19 protein-coding genes are annotated in these 22,609 nt (G+C 42.4%); 12 read left to right on the forward strand and 7 right to left on the reverse strand.

Annotated features, from left to right (window positions below; all coding sequences use genetic code 11):
- The first annotated feature begins 11 nt into the window (after window positions 1–11).
- From ISG33_RS05970 to ISG33_RS05985, 4 genes are read left to right on the forward strand one after another with little or no spacing between them, the layout of a single operon-like run.
- Window positions 12–1,619 carry a carboxyl transferase domain-containing protein gene (locus ISG33_RS05970; protein ID WP_195732583.1) on the forward strand — a complete coding sequence of 536 codons (1,608 nt, stop codon included), beginning with the start codon at window positions 12–14 and terminating at the stop codon, window positions 1,617–1,619.
- A 39-nt stretch (window positions 1,620–1,658) separates the two neighbouring features.
- On the forward strand, window positions 1,659–2,486 hold the full coding sequence (locus tag ISG33_RS05975; RefSeq protein ID WP_195732584.1) for an enoyl-CoA hydratase/isomerase family protein: 828 nt from the start codon (window positions 1,659–1,661) through the stop codon (window positions 2,484–2,486).
- A 17-nt stretch (window positions 2,487–2,503) separates the two neighbouring features.
- A complete protein-coding gene (locus ISG33_RS05980; protein ID WP_195732585.1) occupies window positions 2,504–4,531 on the forward strand; it encodes an acetyl/propionyl/methylcrotonyl-CoA carboxylase subunit alpha in 2,028 nt (675 codons plus the stop codon).
- Window positions 4,528–5,442, forward strand: a complete 915-nt coding sequence (locus tag ISG33_RS05985; RefSeq protein WP_195732586.1) for a hydroxymethylglutaryl-CoA lyase — start codon at window positions 4,528–4,530, stop codon at window positions 5,440–5,442. Before ISG33_RS05980 ends, ISG33_RS05985 begins: the two co-directional genes overlap by 4 nt.
- A 40-nt stretch (window positions 5,443–5,482) precedes the next feature.
- Here the strand turns inward: ISG33_RS05985 and ISG33_RS05990 are convergent, their stop codons facing one another.
- Window positions 5,483–6,769 carry an MFS transporter permease gene (locus tag ISG33_RS05990; RefSeq protein ID WP_229333462.1) on the reverse strand — a complete coding sequence of 429 codons (1,287 nt, stop codon included), beginning with the start codon at window positions 6,767–6,769 and terminating at the stop codon, window positions 5,483–5,485.
- 332 nt (window positions 6,770–7,101) lie between these two features.
- On the opposite strand from ISG33_RS05990, the gene ISG33_RS05995 reads away from it, so the two are divergent.
- Together ISG33_RS05995 and glgC are read left to right on the forward strand one after the other, a co-directional pair.
- Window positions 7,102–7,875: a mechanosensitive ion channel family protein gene (locus ISG33_RS05995; RefSeq protein ID WP_229333463.1), complete on the forward strand. Its 774-nt coding sequence runs from the start codon at window positions 7,102–7,104 to the stop codon at window positions 7,873–7,875.
- Window positions 7,876–7,960: 85 nt separating this feature from the next.
- A complete protein-coding gene (glgC, locus tag ISG33_RS06000) occupies window positions 7,961–9,208 on the forward strand; it encodes a glucose-1-phosphate adenylyltransferase (protein ID WP_195732588.1) in 1,248 nt (415 codons plus the stop codon).
- Between the two features lie 11 nt (window positions 9,209–9,219).
- Here the strand turns inward: glgC and ISG33_RS06005 are convergent, their stop codons facing one another.
- Both ISG33_RS06005 and ISG33_RS06010 read right to left on the reverse strand, forming a co-directional pair.
- Entirely contained in the window at window positions 9,220–10,047 is an 828-nt protein-coding gene (locus ISG33_RS06005; RefSeq protein WP_195732589.1) for an alpha/beta fold hydrolase, read from the reverse strand.
- Window position 10,048: 1 nt separating this feature from the next.
- On the reverse strand, window positions 10,049–11,071 hold the full coding sequence (locus ISG33_RS06010; RefSeq protein WP_195732590.1) for an AraC family transcriptional regulator: 1,023 nt from the start codon (window positions 11,069–11,071) through the stop codon (window positions 10,049–10,051).
- 170 nt (window positions 11,072–11,241) lie between these two features.
- Between ISG33_RS06010 and ISG33_RS06015 the strand changes: the two genes are divergently transcribed.
- Together ISG33_RS06015 and ISG33_RS06020 are read left to right on the forward strand one after the other, a co-directional pair.
- Window positions 11,242–12,477, forward strand: coding sequence for an alkane 1-monooxygenase (locus tag ISG33_RS06015; protein WP_195732591.1), 1,236 nt, complete (start codon window positions 11,242–11,244; stop codon window positions 12,475–12,477).
- A 214-nt stretch (window positions 12,478–12,691) separates the two neighbouring features.
- Window positions 12,692–13,495 (forward strand): acyl-CoA thioesterase, encoded by an 804-nt coding sequence (locus tag ISG33_RS06020; protein ID WP_195732592.1) that lies wholly within the window; start codon window positions 12,692–12,694, stop codon window positions 13,493–13,495.
- Between the two features lie 25 nt (window positions 13,496–13,520).
- Here ISG33_RS06020 and ISG33_RS06025 read toward each other — a convergent pair whose 3' ends face one another.
- Window positions 13,521–14,366, reverse strand: coding sequence for an HDOD domain-containing protein (locus ISG33_RS06025; protein ID WP_195732593.1), 846 nt, complete (start codon window positions 14,364–14,366; stop codon window positions 13,521–13,523).
- Window positions 14,367–15,147: 781 nt separating this feature from the next.
- On the opposite strand from ISG33_RS06025, the gene ISG33_RS06030 reads away from it, so the two are divergent.
- Together ISG33_RS06030 and ISG33_RS06035 are read left to right on the forward strand one after the other, a co-directional pair.
- The gene (locus tag ISG33_RS06030) at window positions 15,148–16,002 is read left to right on the forward strand and encodes a GGDEF domain-containing protein (protein ID WP_229333464.1); all 855 of its coding nucleotides are present in this window, start codon (window positions 15,148–15,150) and stop codon (window positions 16,000–16,002) included.
- An 87-nt stretch (window positions 16,003–16,089) separates the two neighbouring features.
- On the forward strand, window positions 16,090–17,382 hold the full coding sequence (locus tag ISG33_RS06035) for a glycosyltransferase (protein ID WP_229333465.1): 1,293 nt from the start codon (window positions 16,090–16,092) through the stop codon (window positions 17,380–17,382).
- An 8-nt stretch (window positions 17,383–17,390) separates the two neighbouring features.
- Here ISG33_RS06035 and ISG33_RS06040 read toward each other — a convergent pair whose 3' ends face one another.
- On the reverse strand, window positions 17,391–19,124 hold the full coding sequence (locus ISG33_RS06040; protein ID WP_195732594.1) for an aminotransferase class V-fold PLP-dependent enzyme: 1,734 nt from the start codon (window positions 19,122–19,124) through the stop codon (window positions 17,391–17,393).
- Window positions 19,125–19,232: 108 nt separating this feature from the next.
- Between ISG33_RS06040 and ISG33_RS06045 the strand changes: the two genes are divergently transcribed.
- The gene (locus tag ISG33_RS06045; protein WP_195732595.1) at window positions 19,233–19,877 is read left to right on the forward strand and encodes an energy-coupling factor ABC transporter permease; all 645 of its coding nucleotides are present in this window, start codon (window positions 19,233–19,235) and stop codon (window positions 19,875–19,877) included.
- A 25-nt stretch (window positions 19,878–19,902) separates the two neighbouring features.
- Here ISG33_RS06045 and ISG33_RS06050 read toward each other — a convergent pair whose 3' ends face one another.
- Both ISG33_RS06050 and ISG33_RS06055 read right to left on the reverse strand, forming a co-directional pair.
- Entirely contained in the window at window positions 19,903–20,466 is a 564-nt protein-coding gene (locus tag ISG33_RS06050) for a phosphoribosyltransferase (protein WP_195732596.1), read from the reverse strand.
- A 71-nt stretch (window positions 20,467–20,537) separates the two neighbouring features.
- The gene (locus ISG33_RS06055) at window positions 20,538–21,743 is read right to left on the reverse strand and encodes a lipoprotein-releasing ABC transporter permease subunit (protein WP_229333466.1); all 1,206 of its coding nucleotides are present in this window, start codon (window positions 21,741–21,743) and stop codon (window positions 20,538–20,540) included.
- Between the two features lie 248 nt (window positions 21,744–21,991).
- Here ISG33_RS06055 and ISG33_RS06060 point away from each other — a divergent pair, with 248 nt between their 5' ends.
- On the forward strand, window positions 21,992–22,573 hold the full coding sequence (locus tag ISG33_RS06060) for a PilZ domain-containing protein (protein ID WP_195732597.1): 582 nt from the start codon (window positions 21,992–21,994) through the stop codon (window positions 22,571–22,573).
- Window positions 22,574–22,609 lie beyond the last annotated feature (36 nt).

The following is a 22,609-nucleotide window of genomic DNA, read 5'->3' on the forward strand; positions in this document are numbered from 1 at the left end:
GAGGTGCTGCAGTGCCAAAAATTCAATCCAAAATAAATGTTAATAGTCAGGACTTTGCAAACAATAAATCGCATATGCAAAGTCAGGTAGATGATCTGCGTAACTTAGTGCATAAACTCTCTCTTGGTGGTGGCGAAAAGTCTCGGCAACGCCATCTTGATAGGGGTAAGTTACTTCCACGAGATCGCATTAACGCATTGCTCGACAAAAACTCGGCTTTTTTGGAAATTGCTCAGTTAGCTGCTTACGAAGTTTATGATGATTACGTCCCCTGTGCTGGGGTTATTGCTGGCATAGGACGAGTATCTGGCGTTGAATGTATTATTGTTGCTAACGACGCTACGGTAAAAGGCGGAACTTATTATCCGCTCACCGTAAAAAAGCATCTTCGGGCGCAAACGATCGCCGAACAAAATAACCTTCCCTGTATCTATCTGGTTGATTCAGGAGGCGCTAACCTACCCCGTCAAGACGATGTTTTTCCTGATCGAGAGCATTTTGGACGCATATTCTTTAATCAAGCAAACTTGTCAGCACAGAACATTCCGCAGATAGCGGTAGTGATGGGTTCGTGCACAGCCGGCGGTGCTTATGTACCGGCCATGGCCGATGAGTCGATTATTGTGAGAGAGCAAGGCACAATATTTTTAGGTGGGCCACCATTAGTGCAAGCAGCAACCGGCGAAGTTGTTACTGCCGAAGAGCTTGGCGGTGGTGATGTGCATTGCAGAACATCTGGTGTTGTCGACCATTTAGCAAATAATGATTACCACGCACTGCAAATTGCCAGAGATGCTGTTGCTAGGCTCAACCGCAAGAAAGCGCAATCAAGTCTTTATCATAGCCCACAAACACCGGCATACCCGACAGAAGATATATATGGGGTAATTCCTAAAGACACCAAACAACCATACGATGTGAGAGAGGTAATAGCACGAATAGTGGATGCGAGTGAATTTGACGAATTCAAAGCACTTTATGGTACTACGCTTGTTTGTGGCTTTGCTCGAATAGAGGGCTTTACGGTAGGTATTGTTGCTAACAACGGAATTCTGTTTTCTGAGTCGGCACAAAAAGGTGCTCACTTCATTGAATTATGTGCTCAACGTAAAATTCCTCTAGTGTTTTTACAAAACATCACTGGTTTCATGGTAGGGAAACAATATGAGTCGGGCGGTATCGCAAAACATGGAGCCAAAATGGTTACGGCTGTGGCCTGTGCAAAAGTCCCCAAGTTTACCGTTCTTATTGGCGGAAGTTTTGGTGCTGGTAACTACGGAATGTGCGGTCGGGCATACGACCCTCGTTTCTTGTTTATGTGGCCAAACGCGCGCATCTCAGTAATGGGCGGAGAACAAGCCGCGGGTGTGTTGGCGCAAGTCAAAAAAGACCAAGCTACTCGCGCATCCGAAGAGTGGACTGACGAGCAAGATGCAGCAGTGAAACAGCCCGTTATCGATACTTATGAAAAGCAGGGACATCCGTATTATGCGTCAGCCCGACTCTGGGATGACGGCGTTATAGACCCAGCCGATACTAGAAGAGTGTTGGGTTTGGCTATTTCAGCATCTCTTAATAAAGAAATTGAAGAAACACGATTCGGTATATTTAGAATGTAGGTGGGCTGATGCAGCCTGTTTAATTAAAAGAGAATACTAATGACAAATGAAACAGCAGTACTACTTTCTGTGGATGAACGCGGTGTGGCTCACTTATGCTTGAATAGGCCTGAAGTGCACAATGCCTTCGACGATATAGTTATTCAAGAATTGATAGAAGCATTGAACGAAGTCTCGGAAAATAAAGCAGCAAAGGTACTGGTGCTCTCGGCCAACGGAAAGTCATTTTGCGCCGGCGCAGACCTTAATTGGATGAGGAAAATGGCCGCCTATTCCTACGAGGAAAACAAAAAAGATGCTGATCAGTTGGCTCGACTATTTAGCACTCTATACCACCTCAACAAGCCAACCCTTGCCAAAGTGCAAGGCTCAGTATTCGGTGGAGGCGTTGGCCTAGTAGCCTGCTGCGACATGGCAATTGGTAGCAAGTTAAGTAAATTTTGCCTAAGTGAAGTAAAGTTAGGGTTGGTACCTGCAACTATTAGCCCTTATGTTGTTGAAGCCATTGGGCCTCGCCAAGCTAAGCGCTATTTTACAACTGCAGAGGTATTTTCCAGCCGAAGAGCTCGCCGCTTAGGCTTACTCAGTGAAGCCGTAAGTGAAGATGAACTAGATCAGACCGTTGATAACATAGTCAGTGCAATTTTGAATAATGGTCCTGTTGCAGTTGCGTCTGCAAAAGCGTTAGTGAACGAAATAAAATATCAAGCCATCGATCAAGCCTTAATCAACAGTACAAGTGAGCTCATAGCATCGGTCAGGGTTTCTGATGAGGGACAAGAAGGGCTATCAGCCTTTTTAGAAAAGCGACAGCCTAGTTGGAAAACAAATCAAGGCTCAGCAGTAAATACGAATAGCAAGGCGTAACTATGCCGGAGCACAACATGATCAGAAAAATCCTTATTGCCAACCGCGGTGAAATAGCTTGTAGAGTCATTAAAACCGCTAAATTGATGGGCATTTCCACGCTCGCCGTTTATTCAGATGCAGACGCAAATGCCTTACACGTTAAAATGGCAGATGAAGCTGTTAGATTAGGGCCGGCACCATCAAAAGACAGTTATTTGAAAAGCGACCTTATCATTGAAATTAGTAAAAAAATGGATGTGGATGCAATTCATCCTGGTTATGGCTTTTTATCTGAGAATGCAGAGTTTGCTAGAGCTTGTGCACAAAACAATATCATCTTTATTGGGCCTACAATAGAAGCTATCGAAGCAATGGGTTCTAAATCGGCTGCCAAACAAATTATGGAAGAAGCGGGAGTGCCTCTTGTGCCCGGTTACCACGGTGATGATCAAGACCCCGAGATTATCAGAGAAAGTGCTAATCGCATGGGCTATCCAGTTCTGTTAAAAGCCGCTGCTGGGGGCGGTGGTAAAGGAATGAGGCAAGTATGGTCTGCTGAAGAGTTCGATAGCGCTCTAGCAGCGGCAAAACGTGAATCAATGTCGAGCTTCAACGACGATAAAATGTTGGTAGAAAAATATCTTACCGAACCTCGCCACGTTGAAATTCAAGTATTCTGCGACAACCATAAACAAGGCGTTTACCTTTTTGAGCGTGATTGTTCTATTCAACGTCGTCATCAAAAGGTAATAGAAGAAGCGCCTGCACCAAATTTGTCCCATGCACTTAGAGAGCAGATGGGCGAAGCAGCCCTCAAGGCGGCATTTGCAATTAACTACTCAGGTGCGGGTACGGTTGAGTTTCTATTAGATACTGACGGTAGTTTCTACTTCATGGAAATGAACACTCGCTTGCAAGTGGAGCATCCGGTCACTGAAATGATTACCGGTGAAGATCTCGTTGAATGGCAAATTCGGGTTGCCAATAATGAGCCGCTGCCGAAGTCTCAAGAGCAACTCAGCATGCGTGGCCATGCCTTCGAAGCAAGAATTTATGCTGAAGACCCAAACAATGAGTTTTTGCCTGCCACCGGCACGCTTTCTATGTTAAGTGCACCAAAAGAAAGTGCTAATGTAAGAGTCGATACAGGAGTTGAGCAAGGCGACGAAGTATCAATTTATTACGACCCGATGATAGCAAAGCTCATTGTCTGGGATGAAAGTCGAGAGAAAGCATTAGCAAGATTAGCCACTTGTTTAGAAGACTATGCAATTGGCGGCGTTGTAACTAACATCGATTACTTAAAACGCATAGCGCAGTCCTCTCCATTTAAAAAAGCACAATTAACTACCGACTTCATCGAGCGTCACGAAGCAGTTATATCTACACAATCTACTGTGCCAACAAGTCAGTTTATAGCTGAGCTTACTCTTTTTACCCTGTTGTCGCACAAACAGGCTATAGACATCGCTCAACAAGCAACCTTTAATCAAGACCCATGGAGCCTTCAAGACAATTATCGAAGTAACATTGTGCATCGCGAGAACTTGACACTGACGATAGGTGACGATGTGTTTACTGTGCATTGTGAAGAAATCGAAGCAGGCACATGGGCATTGAACATAAGCTCACCAACAACAGCAATAATGCAGCCGAACCTCGTCATAGGCGGAACGCTCAGCACAGGCGAGCTCCACGTTCAACGCGAGGGTATAAAGCGCAGCTACAAAGTAATGCATGACGATCTCTTATATGTATTATTTACCAAAGAAGGGCTAGTTCAAGCAAAGCTTATGGAAAATGATCTGGGTGAAAGTGGTGACGCTGAACAGGCAAATTCTGTGGTTGCTCCTATGAATGGTACCGTTGTCGATGTCGTTGTAAACGAAGGTAGCCTGGTTAACAAAGGAGACCTTTTGATTATCGTTGAAGCAATGAAAATGGAACATGCAATAAAAGCCCCCTACGCTGGTGTTATAAAAGAGTGTTTCTTTAAAAAAGGGGATTTAGTGAGTGGCGGTGTCCCTCTTATGGACATTGAAGCTGTTGAGGGTGAAAAATGAGCCTTAGCAGCAGTGTATTGCCAAAAAAAGTACAAATTGTCGAGGTTGGCCCTCGTGACGGACTGCAAAATGAAAAGTTAAGCCTGAGTGTTGAGACCAAAGTGGCACTGATAGATGATTTGTCTAGCACGGGACTCACTAGAATTGAGGCTGGTAGCTTTGTGTCCCCCAAATGGGTCCCTCAAATGGCAAATTCAGACAGCGTATTGGCGCAAATTACTCGTCGTGAAAATGTGAGATATAGCGCGCTAACACCCAACATGAAGGGGTTTGAGCTTGCCCTTGCTGCGGGAGCGCAAGAAGTTGCTGTTTTCGGTGCAGCGTCGGAGGCATTTTCACAAAAGAACATTAATTGCAGCATTAAAGAAAGTTTGGCTCGATTTGAAACCGTCATTGCCGCCGCACATCAAAACAAACTGCCTGTGCGAGGCTATGTCTCTTGTGTTTTGGGTTGTCCTTACCAAGGTAATGTTGCCATTGAAGATGTGGTTGAAGTCAGCAAGCGACTTATCGATATGGGATGTTATGAAGTTTCACTTGGCGACACCATAGGTGTAGGCACTCCCTTAAAAACTCAAACCCTGCTTCAGGCTTGTCTACAGGAAATTTCCCATGAGCAGCTTGCTGTGCATTTCCATGACACCTATGGACAGGCGCTAGCTAACATATTGAGCGCCTTAGAATTGGGCATCCATATTGTTGATAGCTCAGTTGCCGGTTTAGGTGGCTGCCCCTATGCAAAAGGCGCATCAGGAAATGTAGCCAGCGAAGATGTTATATACATGCTGCACAATATGGGGATTGAGACAGGGGTAAACCTTGAAAAGTTAGTGCAAGTCGGGCGAGCTATATCCGAGCAACTTCAACGCACAAATAATTCTAAGGTTGGACTGGCAATGAGCGCAGCATAGCAAAGCGTATTTTCAGAGGCTAATTGCTTTTTGGGGGTGGTTATTTTTCGGCGCTCATTCCCAAGCTCAGCAACAAACCCAATACTAGACTACTGGCCATTAGCGCCATTACCCATATATTTCCCAGAAAACTTAGGGCCGAGTAGCACAGCCCTAAGGTAAGCAGCACAACACCGATTGCGCTATTTGCTTTACTAATGAAGTCTGTCCTATCTGCACCAGATTTTATATCCAAGGCATATACCTTTCGACCAGCTCGCGCCCCCTCATGCCCTAAGCTAAGAAAAAAATACAAAACAACGATCATGACACCAGAGAGCTGATTTTCGGCGGATACTGACAATTTTAAGTACAGCACTAAGCCTATTACCAAAAATACAGTCAACGCACCTAACTGCATTGTCAGGCGAGCATTTTTGTCAGAGATCTTACCCCAAGCATAGGACGACAAAATGGCAGCACTGGCTTGCGCAATAATAAAGGAAGATAAACTCAACCACTTATTTTGCTCGCCCTGCTCGATTGCCCATACGATAAAAAATGGCGCGACTAAAGCGGTATGAACAAAACATGCGCGAACTAATACAAAACGCCCCAAACTGCCCCGAAAGATAGCCAGGAAGCTCTTTATCTTGAGTAAATAATACAAAGGCGGAGAGCCACTATTGTTATGAGCAGTGTCTGAAGAGGCAGCTTCCCGAGACTTTGACTCTACATTAGTGGACAAACCTGCCATCGAGAAAATGGACAGCGCCATCAAGACGACACTCAGGCAAGCTATTATGAATATAAGGTCATTATCAAGTTTACCAGACACTAAGCTTACACTCGCAAATAGCAGCGAAAGTAACCCTGCACAGGTTGAGGAAATACCAACTAAGTCTCCCCGTCGGCCTTTGTCAATGTGTTTACCTTGTATATCTTTCATAGTGAGCGACGTGAGCGCCCTAGCGATACTCAACAAGGCTAAGCTGGTTAACACGATCAATCCCAACAATAAGGCATTATCGCCGCCTCCAAAATATATCGCGCAATAAGGAGTGCCAAACATGATGACGATACTCAAGGTTTGCAAAACCATGCTGAATCGCCATTGCCCTTGTCGATTAGTTTTGTTTTGTAAGTATTTCCCCAAAAATGCCTGAGGTAGCAATGAACCGGATTCACGAATCGGTACCAGCAATGGGAGCATCCAAGATGGTGCGCCCAAATTAGTTAAGAAAGTAGGAAGCGTGGTTTTAGCTGACAACAATATGTCTACAATTTTGCTGAAAAAAAGACTGGTAACAATTTTCCATTTCGATTTATTTTCTATTACTTCTGACATCTGCCCTCGTTTTTTTGCAACTTTTAACACCTAATGAAGTGCTTATATAAGTTCATATCGATGAAGGTGCTTACAGCGAAAAAATGCAATTCGATCATTCTGTATGGTGGCTATGTAATGACTCTATCGAACAAAAAGCTCGCTTTCGGCTTTTCTGGTTTAGCTATTAGTCGTAATCTTTGATAGTGTTGATGGGAGAAATTCATGCTTACAGGACTCAGCCTAATTATATGCCTTATGAACAAGTTCTCACGTATCTAGACGACCCTACTCTGCAAAAGTCTATCATTAGTGTTTGTTTAATAATACTTGTCGGTATCACGAAATCCATATTGAAAAGAGTACTTGTAGATAGAGGCAAGAAGCACAAGAAAAACTATCGTTCACAGGTTAATACCCTCAACAATTCCCTCAATATTAGCTTAGTGTTTTTTATCGTTATCTTTTGGTCTGGGGAAATACAAGAATTCGCACTTTCCATTGCTGCTTTCATGTTTGCAATTGTATTTGCAACCAAGGAGTACATTCAGTGTTTTCTTGGTTACTTCTTCTATTTGAGTGCTAGGCCATTCCGAATTGGAGATTGGATACAAGTTCAAGATGGTATCGGAGAAGTTATCGCCGCAGACTGGACAAAGGTAACCCTCCTTGAGGTTGACCCCCATTCCAATGCTTACACCGGTAAACATCTATTTATTCCTAACAATCAATTGCTACTGAAAACCGTAAAGAACCTGAACTTCTTAAGGCGGTACTCAATGCATCAATTTACCATCACTTGTGAACCATTAATTGACATTGTTCCTATCGTAAGTCATTTGGAAAAGCGAGCGGAGCAGTATTTAGCAGACTTTCACGATGTAGCTGAGCGCTACAAAAGCGTTATTGAAAAACGCATGGATATAGAATTTATTGAAATAAAACCGCATTTTCATATACATACCAATAAATTTGCTAAAGTATGTATTACGGTAGATCTATTTTGCCCTGTAGAGCAGAACTTAGCGATCGAACAATCGATTACCCAAGAATTCTTTCAACTCTGGCATCTTGAGCTCAACAAACTACCCGTTCACGAAACGCTGAAACCTGCTTCTTTGAGTTAACTCAATAAGATGTGGATGATTTATGTACAAAAAAAAATAAATGCGTAAACTCATATAAAGAATAAACGAGTGAAGGAATACAAGCATGCCATCAGAAAATAACGTTCGCTATATTAGTAACTTGACTAAAGACACCTATGCCTTGGTCCTCGCTGGCGGAAGAGGCTCAAGACTTCATGAATTGACTAACTGGCGCGCCAAGCCTGCGCTATATTTTGGTGGTAAATTTAGAATCATTGATTTCCCTCTCTCAAATTGCGTTAACTCTGGCATCAGAAATATCGGAGTACTAACACAATATAAATCACATTCCCTTATCCGGCACTTAGTAAGGGGTTGGGGCCACTTCAAGAAAGAGCTAGGTGAATCGGTTGAGATTTTACCGGCATCTCAGCGTTTTTCTGAAGAATGGTATCAAGGTACCGCAGACGCCGTTTATCAAAATATTGATATCATCAGAGACGAATTACCCAAGTATGTCATGGTGCTCTCTGGTGACCATATTTACAGGCAAGATTACGGACACATTCTGGCGCAACACGTCGAGTCAGGTGCGAAAATGACAGTCAGCACTATTGCTGTTCCTGTCGAGCAAGCCAGAAACGCCTTTGGGGTGATATCGGTAGACGATAACAACAAAATCATAGATTTTCATGAAAAACCCTCCAATCCAACACCATTAGCAGGGAATGAAAGTCATTGCTTGGCATCGATGGGGAATTATGTTTTTGATACTGATTTCTTGTTCGAGCAATTAGAAAGAGACTCTCAAACACAAGGCTCCGAGCGTGATTTTGGCAAAGACATCATTCCAGCAATTATTGACAATCATGACGTTTATGCCTTTGAGTTTTCTAAAAGCAGCAAAAATGCTTCCTATTGGCGCGATGTGGGTACTCTCGACTCATATTGGGAGGCCAACATGGAATTGGTGGCACCGGTTCCAGCTTTAAATATCTATGATAAAGACTGGCCCATATGGACTTATCAAGAACAATTACCGCCAGCAAAATTTGTTATGGAAAGTGACGATAATAGAGGTGAGGCATTAAACTCTGTAGTGTCAGGCGGTTGCATTGTTTCTGGTTCAACACTCATAAAAAGCGTTTGTTTCAGTAATGTTAGAATTCAGTCTGGTAGTGCAGTTGAGCAAAGCGTACTCTTACCAGGTGTTACCATCGGTAAAAATACAAAGATAAGAAAGGCAATCGTCGACAGAGGAACCATCATACCTGACAACTTTGTTATTGGGCATAACCACGACGAAGACCGCAAAAGAGGCTTCCGCGTCTCGGAAAATGGAGTGGTATTAGTCACTAAAGACTCTATATAAAAGGCCAAATATTAGCCCACTATTTCCTTAAGTAAAACGTTAAGCCGTTGCGCCAGTTCAATCGGCCTTTCGAGCGGAAACATGTGCCCTCCAAATGTGAGCTCTTCGTGCTCAAGTGTAGGGTTAGCCTTTAGGAATCGCTTTCTTAGACTGGGAATACATACATCCGTTTCTGAGCCAGTAACAAGAAAGCCTGGGCACTGTAACTGACCAGAGAACTGATGCAGGTTATCTGGTAGCGTCCTAAAAATATTTGCTTCAACGTCGGTTGAAAAAGTTAAGTGTAGATGGTCACCCTCGCGAGACGTTACTGCATCTACATAATCAGCGATACACTCAGGATCCATATTCCTAAAAAGCGCTCGCTGGCTAAAATATTCGACTAAATCATCACTATGGTGCCATTGTTTATTCCTAATGTTGGTTTTCCCTGCTGGGGTAATTTTATCAATCAAGCGATTTCGCTTTGCGAATTTGAAGATCCAGCTTGCAGCCCCAGTTACTAGAGGAGGATCTAACATGATGAGCCCTGCAAACATGCTTGGGCATTTGCAGGCAGCCAAATAAGAGATAACAGCACCAAAGGAATGCCCTACCAATATTACAGGTAGCGAGGCTTGTAGTGCTTGCTGTTCACTTTCAAGGTAATCAAGCAGTTCCTCTACTTGATTAGCCCAATTATTATTCAAAGGAAAGCGTGGATTGTGGGCAAACTTCTCTAAGGCAATAAGCTTGAAGTTAGGATCGATGGAAGTCATTAATTTCCGGTAACTTTGGGCTGGAAAGCCGTTGGCATGAGCGAAATGAATCATGGCCTTATACTTTGCTGTTGTGTCCATTTTATCCTCGTTTACTCTTTAGCCAGTCTCGCGGCGATAAGCCATACCATGTTTTAAAGGCGCGCCGGAAGTTGGCTGCATCAGAATACCCCAGTTCATCGGCAACATTAGATATTGACATATTTTCTATCAGTAATAAGCGCTTGGCTTCATCTGAACGTCGCTTTTGCAGCAGGGCTTTGAAACTCGTACCTTCAGCCTCAAGACTCCTGTGTAAGGTGCGCTTGCTCATAAACAAGCGCTCGGCAACTTGCTCTAAACTGAGAGTGCAACCCTGATCCATACACAGTAATGAATACACTGCATCTTTGGTCGAATGTGTATGTTGTTGATAGCCCTCGAGTTCTTTTTTGCAGCGCGCAATTGCTCGTTGAAAACTAAACTCATCAACCATTGCTAATGCTCGTTGCAAATATTTATCAGAGAAAGTAATGCTGCATATTGCTTGTTCAAATTTTAATTCTTTGGCCTTCATCGCCTCATATTTTGCTACATAACTTGGCTTGCTATAGTCAAAACTAGCGCTCAAAATTTCAATTTTGGAAGCATCTTGAAAGTTGATGGAATGTAACATATTCACAATGGCAATACATATTGCCTCAGTTACTGAGCGATGTAAGCTCATTTGCCAATGCTTATCTTGCAACTCAATTTTTACGGTAGCGTTAACAAGCTTATAATCAAAGCTCACGAAGGGTAAACGGATTGATATAAATTGATTATGAAAATCAAGAACATCTTTAAGTGATGCGCAATTGAGCACAGCGAGACCAAAATCACCGTGATGAGCAAGCTCTAAACGCTTACCAACACTTATCCCAAAGTCTTCAAAACCATGATTTTCGATGACAACTTTCATCAACGCATCAAAGCGCTCAACGCTAACCCGAGCGTCAAGCTCGGTAAGTTCATCCATGTTCAAGTCCTGTGATGCGAGCCACTTATCCACTTGTACACCAGCACTTTTAAGCACGGCAATTACATGACCAAAATAATAGGTCGGCAGGCTGAGATGTTTGCGCACTTTTTCGGTCCTTTTACTGCAATTAAAAGCAAAGTTACTCAATTTATAGTCTTTTTAAAGCTACTCTAAAAATGTCAACTTGGCAATAAATGACTTTTTATTGGCAATTTTACCTACGATGACTTGTCAAATAGTGTGTCAATCTAAGCATGTCAAAAAAGGAGACAAACATGCTTCATTATCTTAAATTTGCAAATTATTTTTTATCGACAATGGCTGGGGTCACGGCGATTTTATTTGCTCAGCACTGGATATTGCTCGGTTTCGCCATATTCGTTGTATTTTATGTGTTAGGAGATGCGTTTTTTGGCGAAGACCTAAGTCAGCCCGAACTCAACAATAAGGCACTGCTAAATATAATGTTATATGCATCAGTGCCAACTACTATGCTGTTACTTGCGGTGAGTCTGTGGTTGGTAACGCCTTACGACTGGGCCATTATGCAATGGTTATCAGCCACTAGCGCCTATGATTTTATAGCGGCAAAAGAAGCGACCAACGCCTTCGAAATTGGCGTTGCCTTAGTGTTTTGTGGCTTAATGTTGAGCGGCGTAGCGACTGTCGTCGGACACGAACTCATACATCGAATTGGTAATAAAAAAGCGGTAACGACTGGCCGCTGGCTATTGGCTATCAGCTTTGATGCAAGCTTTTCAATTGAACATGTATTTAACCACCACGTTCATGTCGCCACAGAAAAAGATCCTGTAACGGCTAAACGAGGAACATCGGTTTACGCCCAAGTACCTCTAGCAATCATTCGCACAAGTATGGCGGCATGGCAAATAGAAAAAAAACGCCTAACACGTAAAAAGCAAAGTATTTTTAGTTTCCACAATCAGTACATTACTGGTTGGCTAATGTCTGTAGCTTGGTTAAGCCTCGCGACAGTTTTGGGTGGATGGCAAGGTTTGCTATTTGTTACTGGCGTAGGCATTGCAGCAAAAGTTATTCTTGAGATAGTAAATTACATGGAACACTATGGCTTAGTCAGACACCCTAGAGAGCCTGTAAGACCCAGACATTCCTGGAACAACAACCGACGGATATCATGTTGGGCAATGTTCAATTTGCCTCGCCATAGCCATCATCATGCAAAAGGCGCAGTACCATTTGAAAAACTAGAGGCTATGCCTGATGCTCCCATTATGATTGGAGGTTACATATCAACTATGCTTCTAGTATTAATACCACCTTTATGGTTTTCACTTATGCGTCCGAAACTCCAACATTGGGATAAGACGATGGCTAACGAGAAAGAACTGGAGATAATTGCGCAGCAAGCACAAGATGCAGTAGAGCGAAAAGAAAAGCGTCTGGCATTAATCAAAAGCCTGCATCCTATGCGTTTTATTCAAATCATGCTAGCTATGATGAAAAATCCAATCAAAGGTAACAATAGATAAAAATTAATAGAAATCTATCCACTTAGGTGAGGTATTAATTACCTCACCTTCCCCTCTGCCTGCAAAACACTCACTTTTCACGATTATCTTCGTTTCATCAAAAAGCAAAAGTACGCAAAAGCACTTGCACACTGGGAACAGTGCTCTACAATCACTAATCCGACCAGTGGCTTTGTTGATTAAACAAAACTCAAAGATAAAGGTACAGACATTCATGAACATTGATGACCTCATTGATGCCAGCGCCAATCATAAGCAAGATCCTGATGCCTCATTCATTGCATCTTCACAATGGGCACAAGGTAGAACTGTTTATGGCGGCTTATCCGCTGCCATGCTTTACGCGGCCGCCCGCCCCTACGTAGCGAGTGATAGAGTGATGCGCGCAAACTCTATCAATTTTGTTGGCCCACTTCTCAGCGATGCGCCATTTCAGATCACCATTGAAATCGTTCGCGAAGGAAAAAATGTAAGCCAAATTATGGCAAGAGCCTTACAAAATGGAAAAACCTGTGTTGTGTCGCAAATATGCTTTGGTTTGGGAAGGCATTCAAAAGTTAAAGTCGAGAGTGATGATACTCACGACATGCCGCTACCTAAAAAAGGCAAATTTATTCCTCAGATACCAAAAGTTACGCCTAAGTTTCTTAAGAATATTGACCTAGCGATTATCAGTGGTGGCATACCATTTACTGGCCGTAAAACATCTCACTACCATGGTTGGATGCGCCTAAAACAAGCACCTAAAGCAATTTCTGATGCTCATATCATCAGCTTAATAGATGCATGGCCACCCACTCTGCTGCAAATGATGAAATGGCCGGCCCCGGCCAGCACGGTCAGTTGGAATTTAGAATTCATTCACCCTCACCGTAAGATTGAGCCGACGGATTGGTTCGCTTACAAATCTGAAACAAGACAAGCGGCTGATGGGTATGGGCACACTGAAGCAAACATATGGGATGCTCACGGCGAGCTAATTGCTATATCGCGACAAACAGTTGCAATATTTGACTAGGCAGATTTGACTGGGCAGTGCGAAGCTATGCGACTTTAAATACATCTGGGTTAAATAAATGTATAACTTGTTCAACTTGATAGTTTGTAGAGTCCAATGCTTCCTCGACTTCGTCTAACGAGATGTTCAATGATTCGTAAAGAAAAGGACTAATGTGCTCTGCCACATTGTAGTGATGCCCATAAGTATTCACGATAGATAAGGAATATGCTAGCTGAATGATCTGAACTTCCATACTATCAGACGCCTTATCATCGTGATGTTGCATAGCAATCGTCGATACAATTGAGTCTGGGAGCAACCATTGTTGGCTTAAGGCCGCGGATATTTCAGCATAGGTAAATCCCAAGATATCGTATTGACATTCCTTGGGACTAAGTTTGGTATCGAACAACGAGCAGTCTTTAGCTAAGCCCGGATTTACCTTCAGCATTACAAGCTCACCTACATTATGAAGTAAACCGCTCACGAATACTCTATCTGCGTCTTTCATCCCATTGAGACTCGCGAAATGCTTGGCCAGTAACGCACAGCAAACGCTTTGTTCCCAAAATTTATCAAGGTCGACAAACTCTTTTTGGTCATTCCCAAACGCATTTGTCATTCCAAAAACCAAGGCATAATCGTAAACCGCGCTGGTGCCGATCACCTGTATTGCTCGCTGAAGGGTTTCGATTTTCCGCGGAAAACGATAAATAGCACTGTTTGCAATTTTGAGTATGTGCACTGAGAGACCAGGGTCAGTTTTCACTAAACTGGCAATACTGTCTGCGTCTGAGTGTTCGTCTTCAATTAGCTTTTTGACTCTCATTGCCGTTTTAGGCACGGCGAAGAGTTCAGTAACTTGTTTAGCGTAATCAATGGCGTTCATCTTTTTTATTTCAGCTCTTATAGTAATGTTTGATGTGCTTTAGTCATTTTGACAATAAACAAAATGTGCTTGGCTTAGCAAGCTTGTCTTTAATTTTCTACAGTGTTTTTCAGTCAACTTCAAGACATTTACGACGGTAAAATGAAGTTTTTCATCGAAAAAACCGCATTCTACACGTATTAACTTGACGAAAATGCATAAGCTAACCAGAATAGGATGACTATAAAAAGAACCAAAGCTTAGGTTAGCCCCTGTTTTTCAACTAGTTTTATGTGGGTGCGCTTAGGTATAGTTTTCACAACCTTTGTCTTAAAAATTAGCAGGAAGTTACTATTGATAGATGTAAAATCACAGCGTAATGTTAGCATCACCAGAGAAGGACAATGTCCTTAAGCTTATGACAGCAAAGACGTCTGCAATTTTCATTTCGCTTTTATCTGTCACGTGCCTTTTGCTAAAGGTGCTACTAGAGCTTCAATGGTCTGATTTTTTTGATTTAGAGCCACTATCATTACTTCCTTATATTACAATAAGCATGTGTTTTATTGTTCTATTTACTTTATCCATGAAGCAAGCTGTCACGATGTATGTGGCTTGTATAATAGGGCTTACTTGCTTAGCACATTTTTATGTTTTGCCCATACTGAATAAAAGCCTTGAGTCCCCTCTGCCTACCACTAGCGATTTACTCATTTCATTTATTATCTTGATCCCAATTTTTGCTTTGATAACGATACCATCATATAGAGTTTTAAAGAGCTTGTTATACCTAGGCGGTAGCTTGATAACATGGGTGTTTTTTGCAGTTCTTTTTGCAAAGTTCGATCCCGTTGTCAACACCTTCTCAGAGCTTGCCTTCGAAGCAGCATCAATGGATAACCCTTTTGCTGTGCTTCCTCTCAGCCCTTTGCATGTTTTACTTCTTTGCGTAAGTGCAATAACGATGGTCGTGGTATTAGTTACGTCGATGAAAGTTCTTTACTTGATGATAATCGCGGTGATGGCGGCTCACACCCTTTATTATTTCAGTGATTTAGGAATCATCCTACTTGGGCTTTTTGGGACACTACTGTGCATGTGTTCGGCTTTTCTGACAGCAAGAAACATGGCCTTCTGTGATGAACTCACAGGTATACCGGGGCGCAGGTCTTTGATGCAGATGTCTGAAGAACTACACCCACAATACTCGGTCGTCATGGTTGATATTGATTTCTTTAAGCGCTTTAACGACAGATATGGACATAGTTCCGGTGATGACGCAATAAAACTTGTCGCTAGTAAAATTACTAAAACTAAGAACGGAGCAAAGGGTTTTCGCTATGGTGGTGAAGAATTCGTATTGATATTTGATAACAAGCATATTGATGATATACGCGAGACAATCGAAAATTTGCGCGTCGAAATCGAAAGCTACCCGATGGCTATCAGGACACAAAAACGCCAAAACGAATCGGCCTCGCAGGCCAGGAATAGAAGGCAGAACCCGGTACGCCAACAGATAGTCAAAGTTACGTGCAGTTTTGGTATTTCTGACACCTACATGGGCAGTAAGGACTTCAAAAATACACTTAAGCGAGCTGATATGGCAATGTATAAAGCCAAAAAAGCTGGGCGCAACTGTGTAAGAACGGCATAAAACACTATTACCGTTTATGAAAACTAAAAATCGCCGGTAGGAAAGGTTATACTTGCTTATCGAGTTAACAACCAGAGTTTCATCCTCTTGACAAAACGCCAGCGTATCTTAATTATCGGTTTAGTGTGGCCTGAGCTAAGATCTTCAGCAGCCAGTCAAAATATTTTGAGTTATGCCTCACTGTTGAAGGATGCAGGGCACTATATTTGTTTTGCCAGCGCTGCAGACAAAACCCCACAATCTACTCAGCTTGATAATGTTGTTGACGAAGAACAAAGTATCTTGCTCAACAGCAGCACTTTCGATGACTTTGTAAGCAGTTTTTCACCCACTATTGTTATTTTCGACCGCTATCTTTGCGAAGAACAATTTGGTTGGCGGGTCTCGCAGTCCGCACCTTCATGTGTAAAAATATTAGATTGCGAAGATTTACATTTTTTACGAGACGCCCGGCATAAAGCTTACAAAAATAATGTAAACCCAGCGAATGAAAATGCAATTACAGAGTATTTATACAGTGACATGTGCAAGCGAGAGATCGCTTCAATCTTACGCTGTGATTTAAGTATTTTGTTATCTGATATTGAAATTAGGCTACTTGTCGAACGGTTTGGAGTGCCTGCTTCGCTCTTGCATCATTGTCGTTTTTTATTACCACAACTTGAGCAACGCATAACGAACAATGCCACAACGAATACATACGCCCAGAGAGATGGATTTATCAGCATTGGTAACTTTCGTCATGCCCCTAACTGGGATGCGGTATTGACGATCAAAACAAAGCTATGGCCAAGAATTCGTAAAGCGCTTCCTAATGCACAGTGCCACATCTACGGGGCATATTTACCACCGAAGGCGAAGCAGCTTGAAAATAGAAAAGAAGGTTTTTTGGTGCATGGTTTTGCTAAGGATGCGTTTTCTGTTTTAAGCTCAGCAAAAGTGCTTCTTGCGCCAATTAATTTTGGCGCCGGTATTAAAGGGAAGCTTATTGATGCCATGATGTGCTCTACTCCAAGTATTACCTCACCCATAGGTGCTGAAGGTCTTAGCATTGATGAAGGGAATACTGAATGGCCCGGTAGTATTATGCCATTGTTTGAAAACGAGGATGCCTTTGCGGATCAAGCTGTTCGCCTTTACGCGGATGAAGAATATTGGCTTCGTTCAAGTGAGTACAGCCATTTGTATTTAACGAGTATTTTTTCTTACCCTAAACAACGAGCATCACTTATAAAAAGAATTGAAGCGCTAACAAATATGCTTGGCGAACATCGTCGTCAACACTTTATCGGCCAGGTTCTTCAACATCACACCTTAGCTAGCACAAAGTACATGAGCCAATGGATTGAAGCAAAAAATAAGCGTCCTACCGACTCATGATAATCTGACTAATCTTCATTTGTCTTTGCATTTGCATTTGCATTTGCATTTGTCTTCATTATGACATCAATTGTCTTAATGGCGTTGGCAATACCGTCTCTTCTTCCTTCAGAAAAGTAGTGTGACAGGCCCAAAAACTCAAGATATTGAAGATAATCAAAATCATGAATACCGCAAGAGATATTGTGATCGGCTCTTTCAATCAAGAGCGCTAAGATACCTCTTACAACTTTACTTTGTGAATAAGCAGCAAAGCGATCATCCGCCATAGCCAGCCACAGGTCTGTTTCACATCCTGACACTGAAGTCAGCGAAGTTCGCAATTCCTGAGGCAAAATACGTAAACTCTTACTCGCTAGAAGGAGTTGGCGATACACATTATCCCATCCCCTAGATTGCTGAACCTTACTCGCAAGTAAAAAGTGCTGCTTGTTCTCATCAACACTCTTTGTTTCGGTCAATGCATGAAGCCGTGCTTGGCTCTCGTCCAAGCGCAAGAAGTGACTTATGTGCTCAATCAGATAGTCAATATCTTTTAAATCGCTATAGCATGCAAGTGACACCCTTAGCGTACCTTGCAGTTTCAACCGTTTCATTAAGGGCATAGCGCAGTGGTGTCCTACTCGTACAGCAACTCCCGCTTGCGATAAATAAAGTGCGAGGTCGTTAAGCTGCTGATTTTTGACTGTAAAAGAAAGCGTTCCAATACTAAGGTGCTCCGAAAAATCGTGATTGTTGATATTGTTTTTTGTGGGTAGCGCAGCTGAATTGCCGACCATGATGAGACTATCAAACTGACTCAATTGTCTTATTAAGTATTGGTGCAGCTTTTCCTCATGTCTTTTTATTTCTTCAATATTATTTTTTACAAATTCAGCAGCTTCACCTAAGCCTATCGCGCCAGCGATATTTGGCGTTCCGCCTTCAAATTTGAGAGGTGGCATCTGAAAACTCACCGCGCTGAAATCTACATCTACCACCATTTCACCACCAAGTTTAGATGGAGCCAGTGCTGTTAAGGCTTCGTATTTTCCATAAAGAACGCCAATCCCACAAGGACCATACATCTTATGCCCACTGAACACATAAAAATCACAATTCAGCTTTTGAACGTCGACGGAAATATGTGCAAGCGCTTGAGTGCCATCGACTACTGACACAATGTTATGCTTTGCAGCCTTCTCTATGATGTCTTCCAGCGGATAAATATTACCCAGTGCATTAGATACATGCGCTATCGCTATCAGTGCGATGTCGTCGCTTAGTTGTTCATACAAACGCGATAACTCTCTTTCCGAAAAGATACCATCGCTTGATAGCTCAATAACATCCATATTGAGTTTATGACGCTTGGCAAAAGCCTGCCAAGGCAATAAATTCGCATGATGTTCACTTGCCATGACTAAAATAGTCGTTCCCGACAAATCGTTTATTGATAAACCATTTGCGATCATGTTGATACTTTCAGTGGCACCACTCGTAAAGATGACTTCATCGGCTTTTTTTGCAGAAATGAGCTGTTGAATTTTTACTCTTGCTTGCTCATACGCCTTGGTAGCAAGTTGTGCGCTTTGATAGGCGCCGCGATGGACGCTCGCATTATATTCCTGATGATAGTTATCCATAGCAAGCAATACGGAATCAAGCTTTTGTGTGGTAGCCGCGCTGTCTAGATAAACGCGCGTGTTTTTGTTCTTATCATCGGCGTTTACAGAAAAATAAGGGAAACGTGATTTAAACAAAAATGCGACTCCAAGAATTAAACAAAACAGAATACGTGAAATGAGTCACGTATATTAGGTATCATATAAGCTAAGTCAAACCTAACTTTTCGCCTCATAGGAAAAAACATGACCTTTTTGCAATTCGTAGCGTTGTTAATAAGCTGTTTCATGCTACTTGCTGTGGTCAAAAATACGCAGATAAGCGCACTCAAATCCGATACAAAGATGCAGCATCGCTTCTTTGGCGCTACGGCGCTTGTTTTTATACTCTGGATATTTAGAACCGGCATCACCGAGGGCTTGGTTGTGCATTTTATGTGGTTAACGTCGTTAAGCCTAGTGTTAGGTTTTCGATGGGCCTTGCTGTCAGCGAGCATAGTGCTGGTTGCGGTAACAGGTTTAGGCTATGAAAAACCGAGCATGCTTGGGATTAATTGGCTGCTTGGAGTAGCCATCCCTATCGCCATCAGTTATGGCATATTTAGTTGGTCATTCCACAAACTTCCAAAAAATGTGTTTGTTTATCTTTTCGTTTGCGCTTTTTTTCCTGGGGCTATCAGCATCAGCCTAAAAATGCTCATGATGTCTGCCTACTTTGCTGGTGATACTGATTTAACTTGGAATGTGATTTATCAGAACTATTTGTTGCTAACACCTTTGATGTTGTTTCCAGAGGCTTTTTTCAATGGTATGACCATGACAGTCTTGGTAGTGCATAAACCTCAATGGGTCTATACCTACCACGACAAATTTTATATAGACAACAAATAGATATCAGATCGAATCACTTATAAAGCTACTCGTCCAATAACACATCTATGATGGCACTAAGCTCAGACTTTCCTTCTTTAATCTCGTCTTTTGATAAACCCGCTAGCTCGTGCGGGAACACTAGCCACTCGTCGCTTTCGTTAACGTAGTAGTTAGGAATAATATCGGTTTTATTGTTTGTAGGTTTATACCACGGCGTTGCAATTCGAATATCTTTTGGCGCATTTAAACGCATTAACGCTTCAATTTGATTTACTAAAGCCTCAACGCTTCTGCCCGAATCGAAAACATCATCGACAATCAACAGTCTATCGTCAGCATTCGCATTCTCAATAAGGTAATGCAAACCATGCACTTTTATTTCTTTGGCTTGTTGATTAATACCGTAGTAAGAAGAGGTTCTCACAGCGATATGATCGGTAGGCGTATTTTTATACTCAAAGAACTCCTGTACTGCGATACCAATCGGCGCACCGCCACGCCATATACCAATAATAAAATCAGGCTTGAAGCCATCCTTAAATACCTTAGAGGCTAAACGAAAGCTGTCTTCTAATAACGATTGGGAACTGATGTATTTTTTACTCAAAATTTTGGCTCTCTTAGCAGTTGGCGCTGATATTAGCGTTAGGACTGTATTGCATGTTCATAGTATAGCGATTATTGTGCCTGTAGGCTATTTGCTGGGTTAATTGATGCCGCTTTGAACGCTGGGTAAAGCGTTGCGCCTACACACAAGACCAACGAACCTAGGGAAATGTAAAGAATTTCGACTAAGCGTAAATCAATTGGCAGACCGGTGCCATTGGGGCCAAAAGCAAGCGGTGAACCCAATAGGCGCAGTATATCATTCAGATTCCACACCAATAGCAAGCCTAGCACGACTCCTGCAAGTATGCCTTTAAAGCCATTAAATATACCGTTAAGGATAAAAATTAACATAACATCTTTCGGTAATAAGCCTTGAGTTTGTAAAATAGCAATATCTGCTGTTTTTTCACTCACCACCATGACCAATGCCGAGACGATGTTGAATGCTGCAACCGCAATGATGAGAAGTAGCATGAGTGACATCATCGCCTTTTCCATACTCACTGCATCGAAAAGTGGTCCTTGCCGTTCTCGCCATGTTCTAAAGTCAATACCGTAGCTTGATAACTCATCCGTCACTGTTTTAAAGTCAAAGGCATCCTTCAGATACAAACGCTTGCTCGCAAAGTCGATATTACGCTGACGTGATAATTTAGCTACATCATCAATGTTCATTAGCACAACGCTGTCGTCGGCTTCGCTATCTAGCTGAAACAAACCACTCACGACAACTAGGCGTTGGCTCGGCATGCGCCCCAGTGGTGTAAATACGCTCGCTGATGGGCTAATCACCCTGAGTTGTTCCCCAACACTTACCCGTAACTTATTCGCTAAGGAGCGGCTTATTACAACCTTAAAGCTTCCCTTGGACATACTTTCCCATTTTCCAGAAACCATAGCATTAGCAATAACCGACTGACTTTTCTCTTTATCCACATCGATGCCCTGTAAAATTACCCCTTTGATAGTATTGCTGGACTGTAAAATGATTTCTTGTTCGACAAAGTCACTGCTGAACACTATTTTACGCTGCGCGGTCTCGCTCAAAGGCGGGAGTTGGCGCGTATCGACAACCACATGCGGTACGATGCCCAGTATTTTCTGTTTGAGTTGCCCCTCTAGTCCATTCATCACCGAGATAACAGTAATTAATGATGCAATGCCCAGAGCAATGCCAACAACGGAAAACATATTAATGAAGGAGACAAAGCTTCGTTTGTTTGAGGTTTTAGAGTAGCGCAAGCCAATTTTCGCAGCGATTGGTAGCATTGACATAGTTTGATGGTGATTCCAGTTAACAGCCGAATTGGGGCTTTATGAGAGCCATGGGTAGAGCAAAAAGCGGTCGATTTACAAAAGAAGGATTAACTTCAAGCTAAACAACAGTGTAAACAAGCCTCAACTTTGGTAAATTATGCACAATCGAAAACACATAGTCTATGCTATGAAGTTAGCGAAAACAAAAATCTCTGCACTTGATACTAAGCTTCTGCAGTTAACAGTGCCAATTTAGCGACCAAGGAATGTTATTAGTGAAAACAAGAGAAGAAAAACAAGCGAGTTTTGAATCATACTTTCTAATAAATCATCCTACAAAAGTCAATATCGAACCGGTTAATGAATCTGAAGCCACACTCTCTCTGGCAGAATTTGAGGCATCGATGCCTTACGCTTTTAGAATCGCGTCAGAGCTATCTGAGATTGAGTCCCAAGCTCTCAAACCGCTGCGCTCTCTTGGTGATAGCCTCGCAGACCTAGTAGATTACTTGCAACTGCAAGCAAGAAAAATCGACTTAATGATGTCATACATTTTACTCGAACAAGATCTCCCCGAACATCGTAAAACAGCCAGCAAGTTTGGTGGCGGTGGTGTCATTATTGAAAGTGAAACGGCGGTGGAGATTGGCTCGTTTGCCAAAATAAAGATATTTCTTGAGGCTGAAGCCGCTGCAATTTATTGTGTTGGTGAAGCAATTGATCAGTCGAAGAAGGATGATCTTTATCAGGTAAGCTACGTTTACACTCTCATTCGAGAGCAGGACCAGGAGCTATTAGTTCGCGCTAGTCTGCATTTACAAACAGCTCAGCTTAGAAAAGGACGCTGAAGCTCATATCATGCTTTCGATTCTTGTCCTTTCCAA

Source organism: Marinibium conchae (genome assembly GCF_015595035.1).
Classification (GTDB): Bacteria; Pseudomonadota; Gammaproteobacteria; order Enterobacterales; family Alteromonadaceae; genus Glaciecola.

Coding starts and splice junctions, on each gene's coding strand:
- ISG33_RS06060 (WP_195732597.1), top strand. CDS start 21,992: ATGTTATTAGTGAAAACAAGAGAAGAAAAACAAGCGAGTTTTGAATCA.
- ISG33_RS05985 (WP_195732586.1), top strand. CDS start 4,528: ATGAGCCTTAGCAGCAGTGTATTGCCAAAAAAAGTACAAATTGTCGAG.
- ISG33_RS06055 (WP_229333466.1), bottom strand. CDS start 21,743: ATGTCAATGCTACCAATCGCTGCGAAAATTGGCTTGCGCTACTCTAAA.
- ISG33_RS06045 (WP_195732595.1), top strand. CDS start 19,233: ATGACCTTTTTGCAATTCGTAGCGTTGTTAATAAGCTGTTTCATGCTA.
- ISG33_RS06025 (WP_195732593.1), bottom strand. CDS start 14,366: ATGAACGCCATTGATTACGCTAAACAAGTTACTGAACTCTTCGCCGTG.
- ISG33_RS05980 (WP_195732585.1), top strand. CDS start 2,504: ATGATCAGAAAAATCCTTATTGCCAACCGCGGTGAAATAGCTTGTAGA.
- ISG33_RS05990 (WP_229333462.1), bottom strand. CDS start 6,769: ATGTCAGAAGTAATAGAAAATAAATCGAAATGGAAAATTGTTACCAGT.
- ISG33_RS05975 (WP_195732584.1), top strand. CDS start 1,659: ATGACAAATGAAACAGCAGTACTACTTTCTGTGGATGAACGCGGTGTG.
- ISG33_RS06005 (WP_195732589.1), bottom strand. CDS start 10,047: ATGGACACAACAGCAAAGTATAAGGCCATGATTCATTTCGCTCATGCC.
- ISG33_RS06020 (WP_195732592.1), top strand. CDS start 12,692: ATGAACATTGATGACCTCATTGATGCCAGCGCCAATCATAAGCAAGAT.
- ISG33_RS06015 (WP_195732591.1), top strand. CDS start 11,242: ATGCTTCATTATCTTAAATTTGCAAATTATTTTTTATCGACAATGGCT.
- glgC (WP_195732588.1), top strand. CDS start 7,961: ATGCCATCAGAAAATAACGTTCGCTATATTAGTAACTTGACTAAAGAC.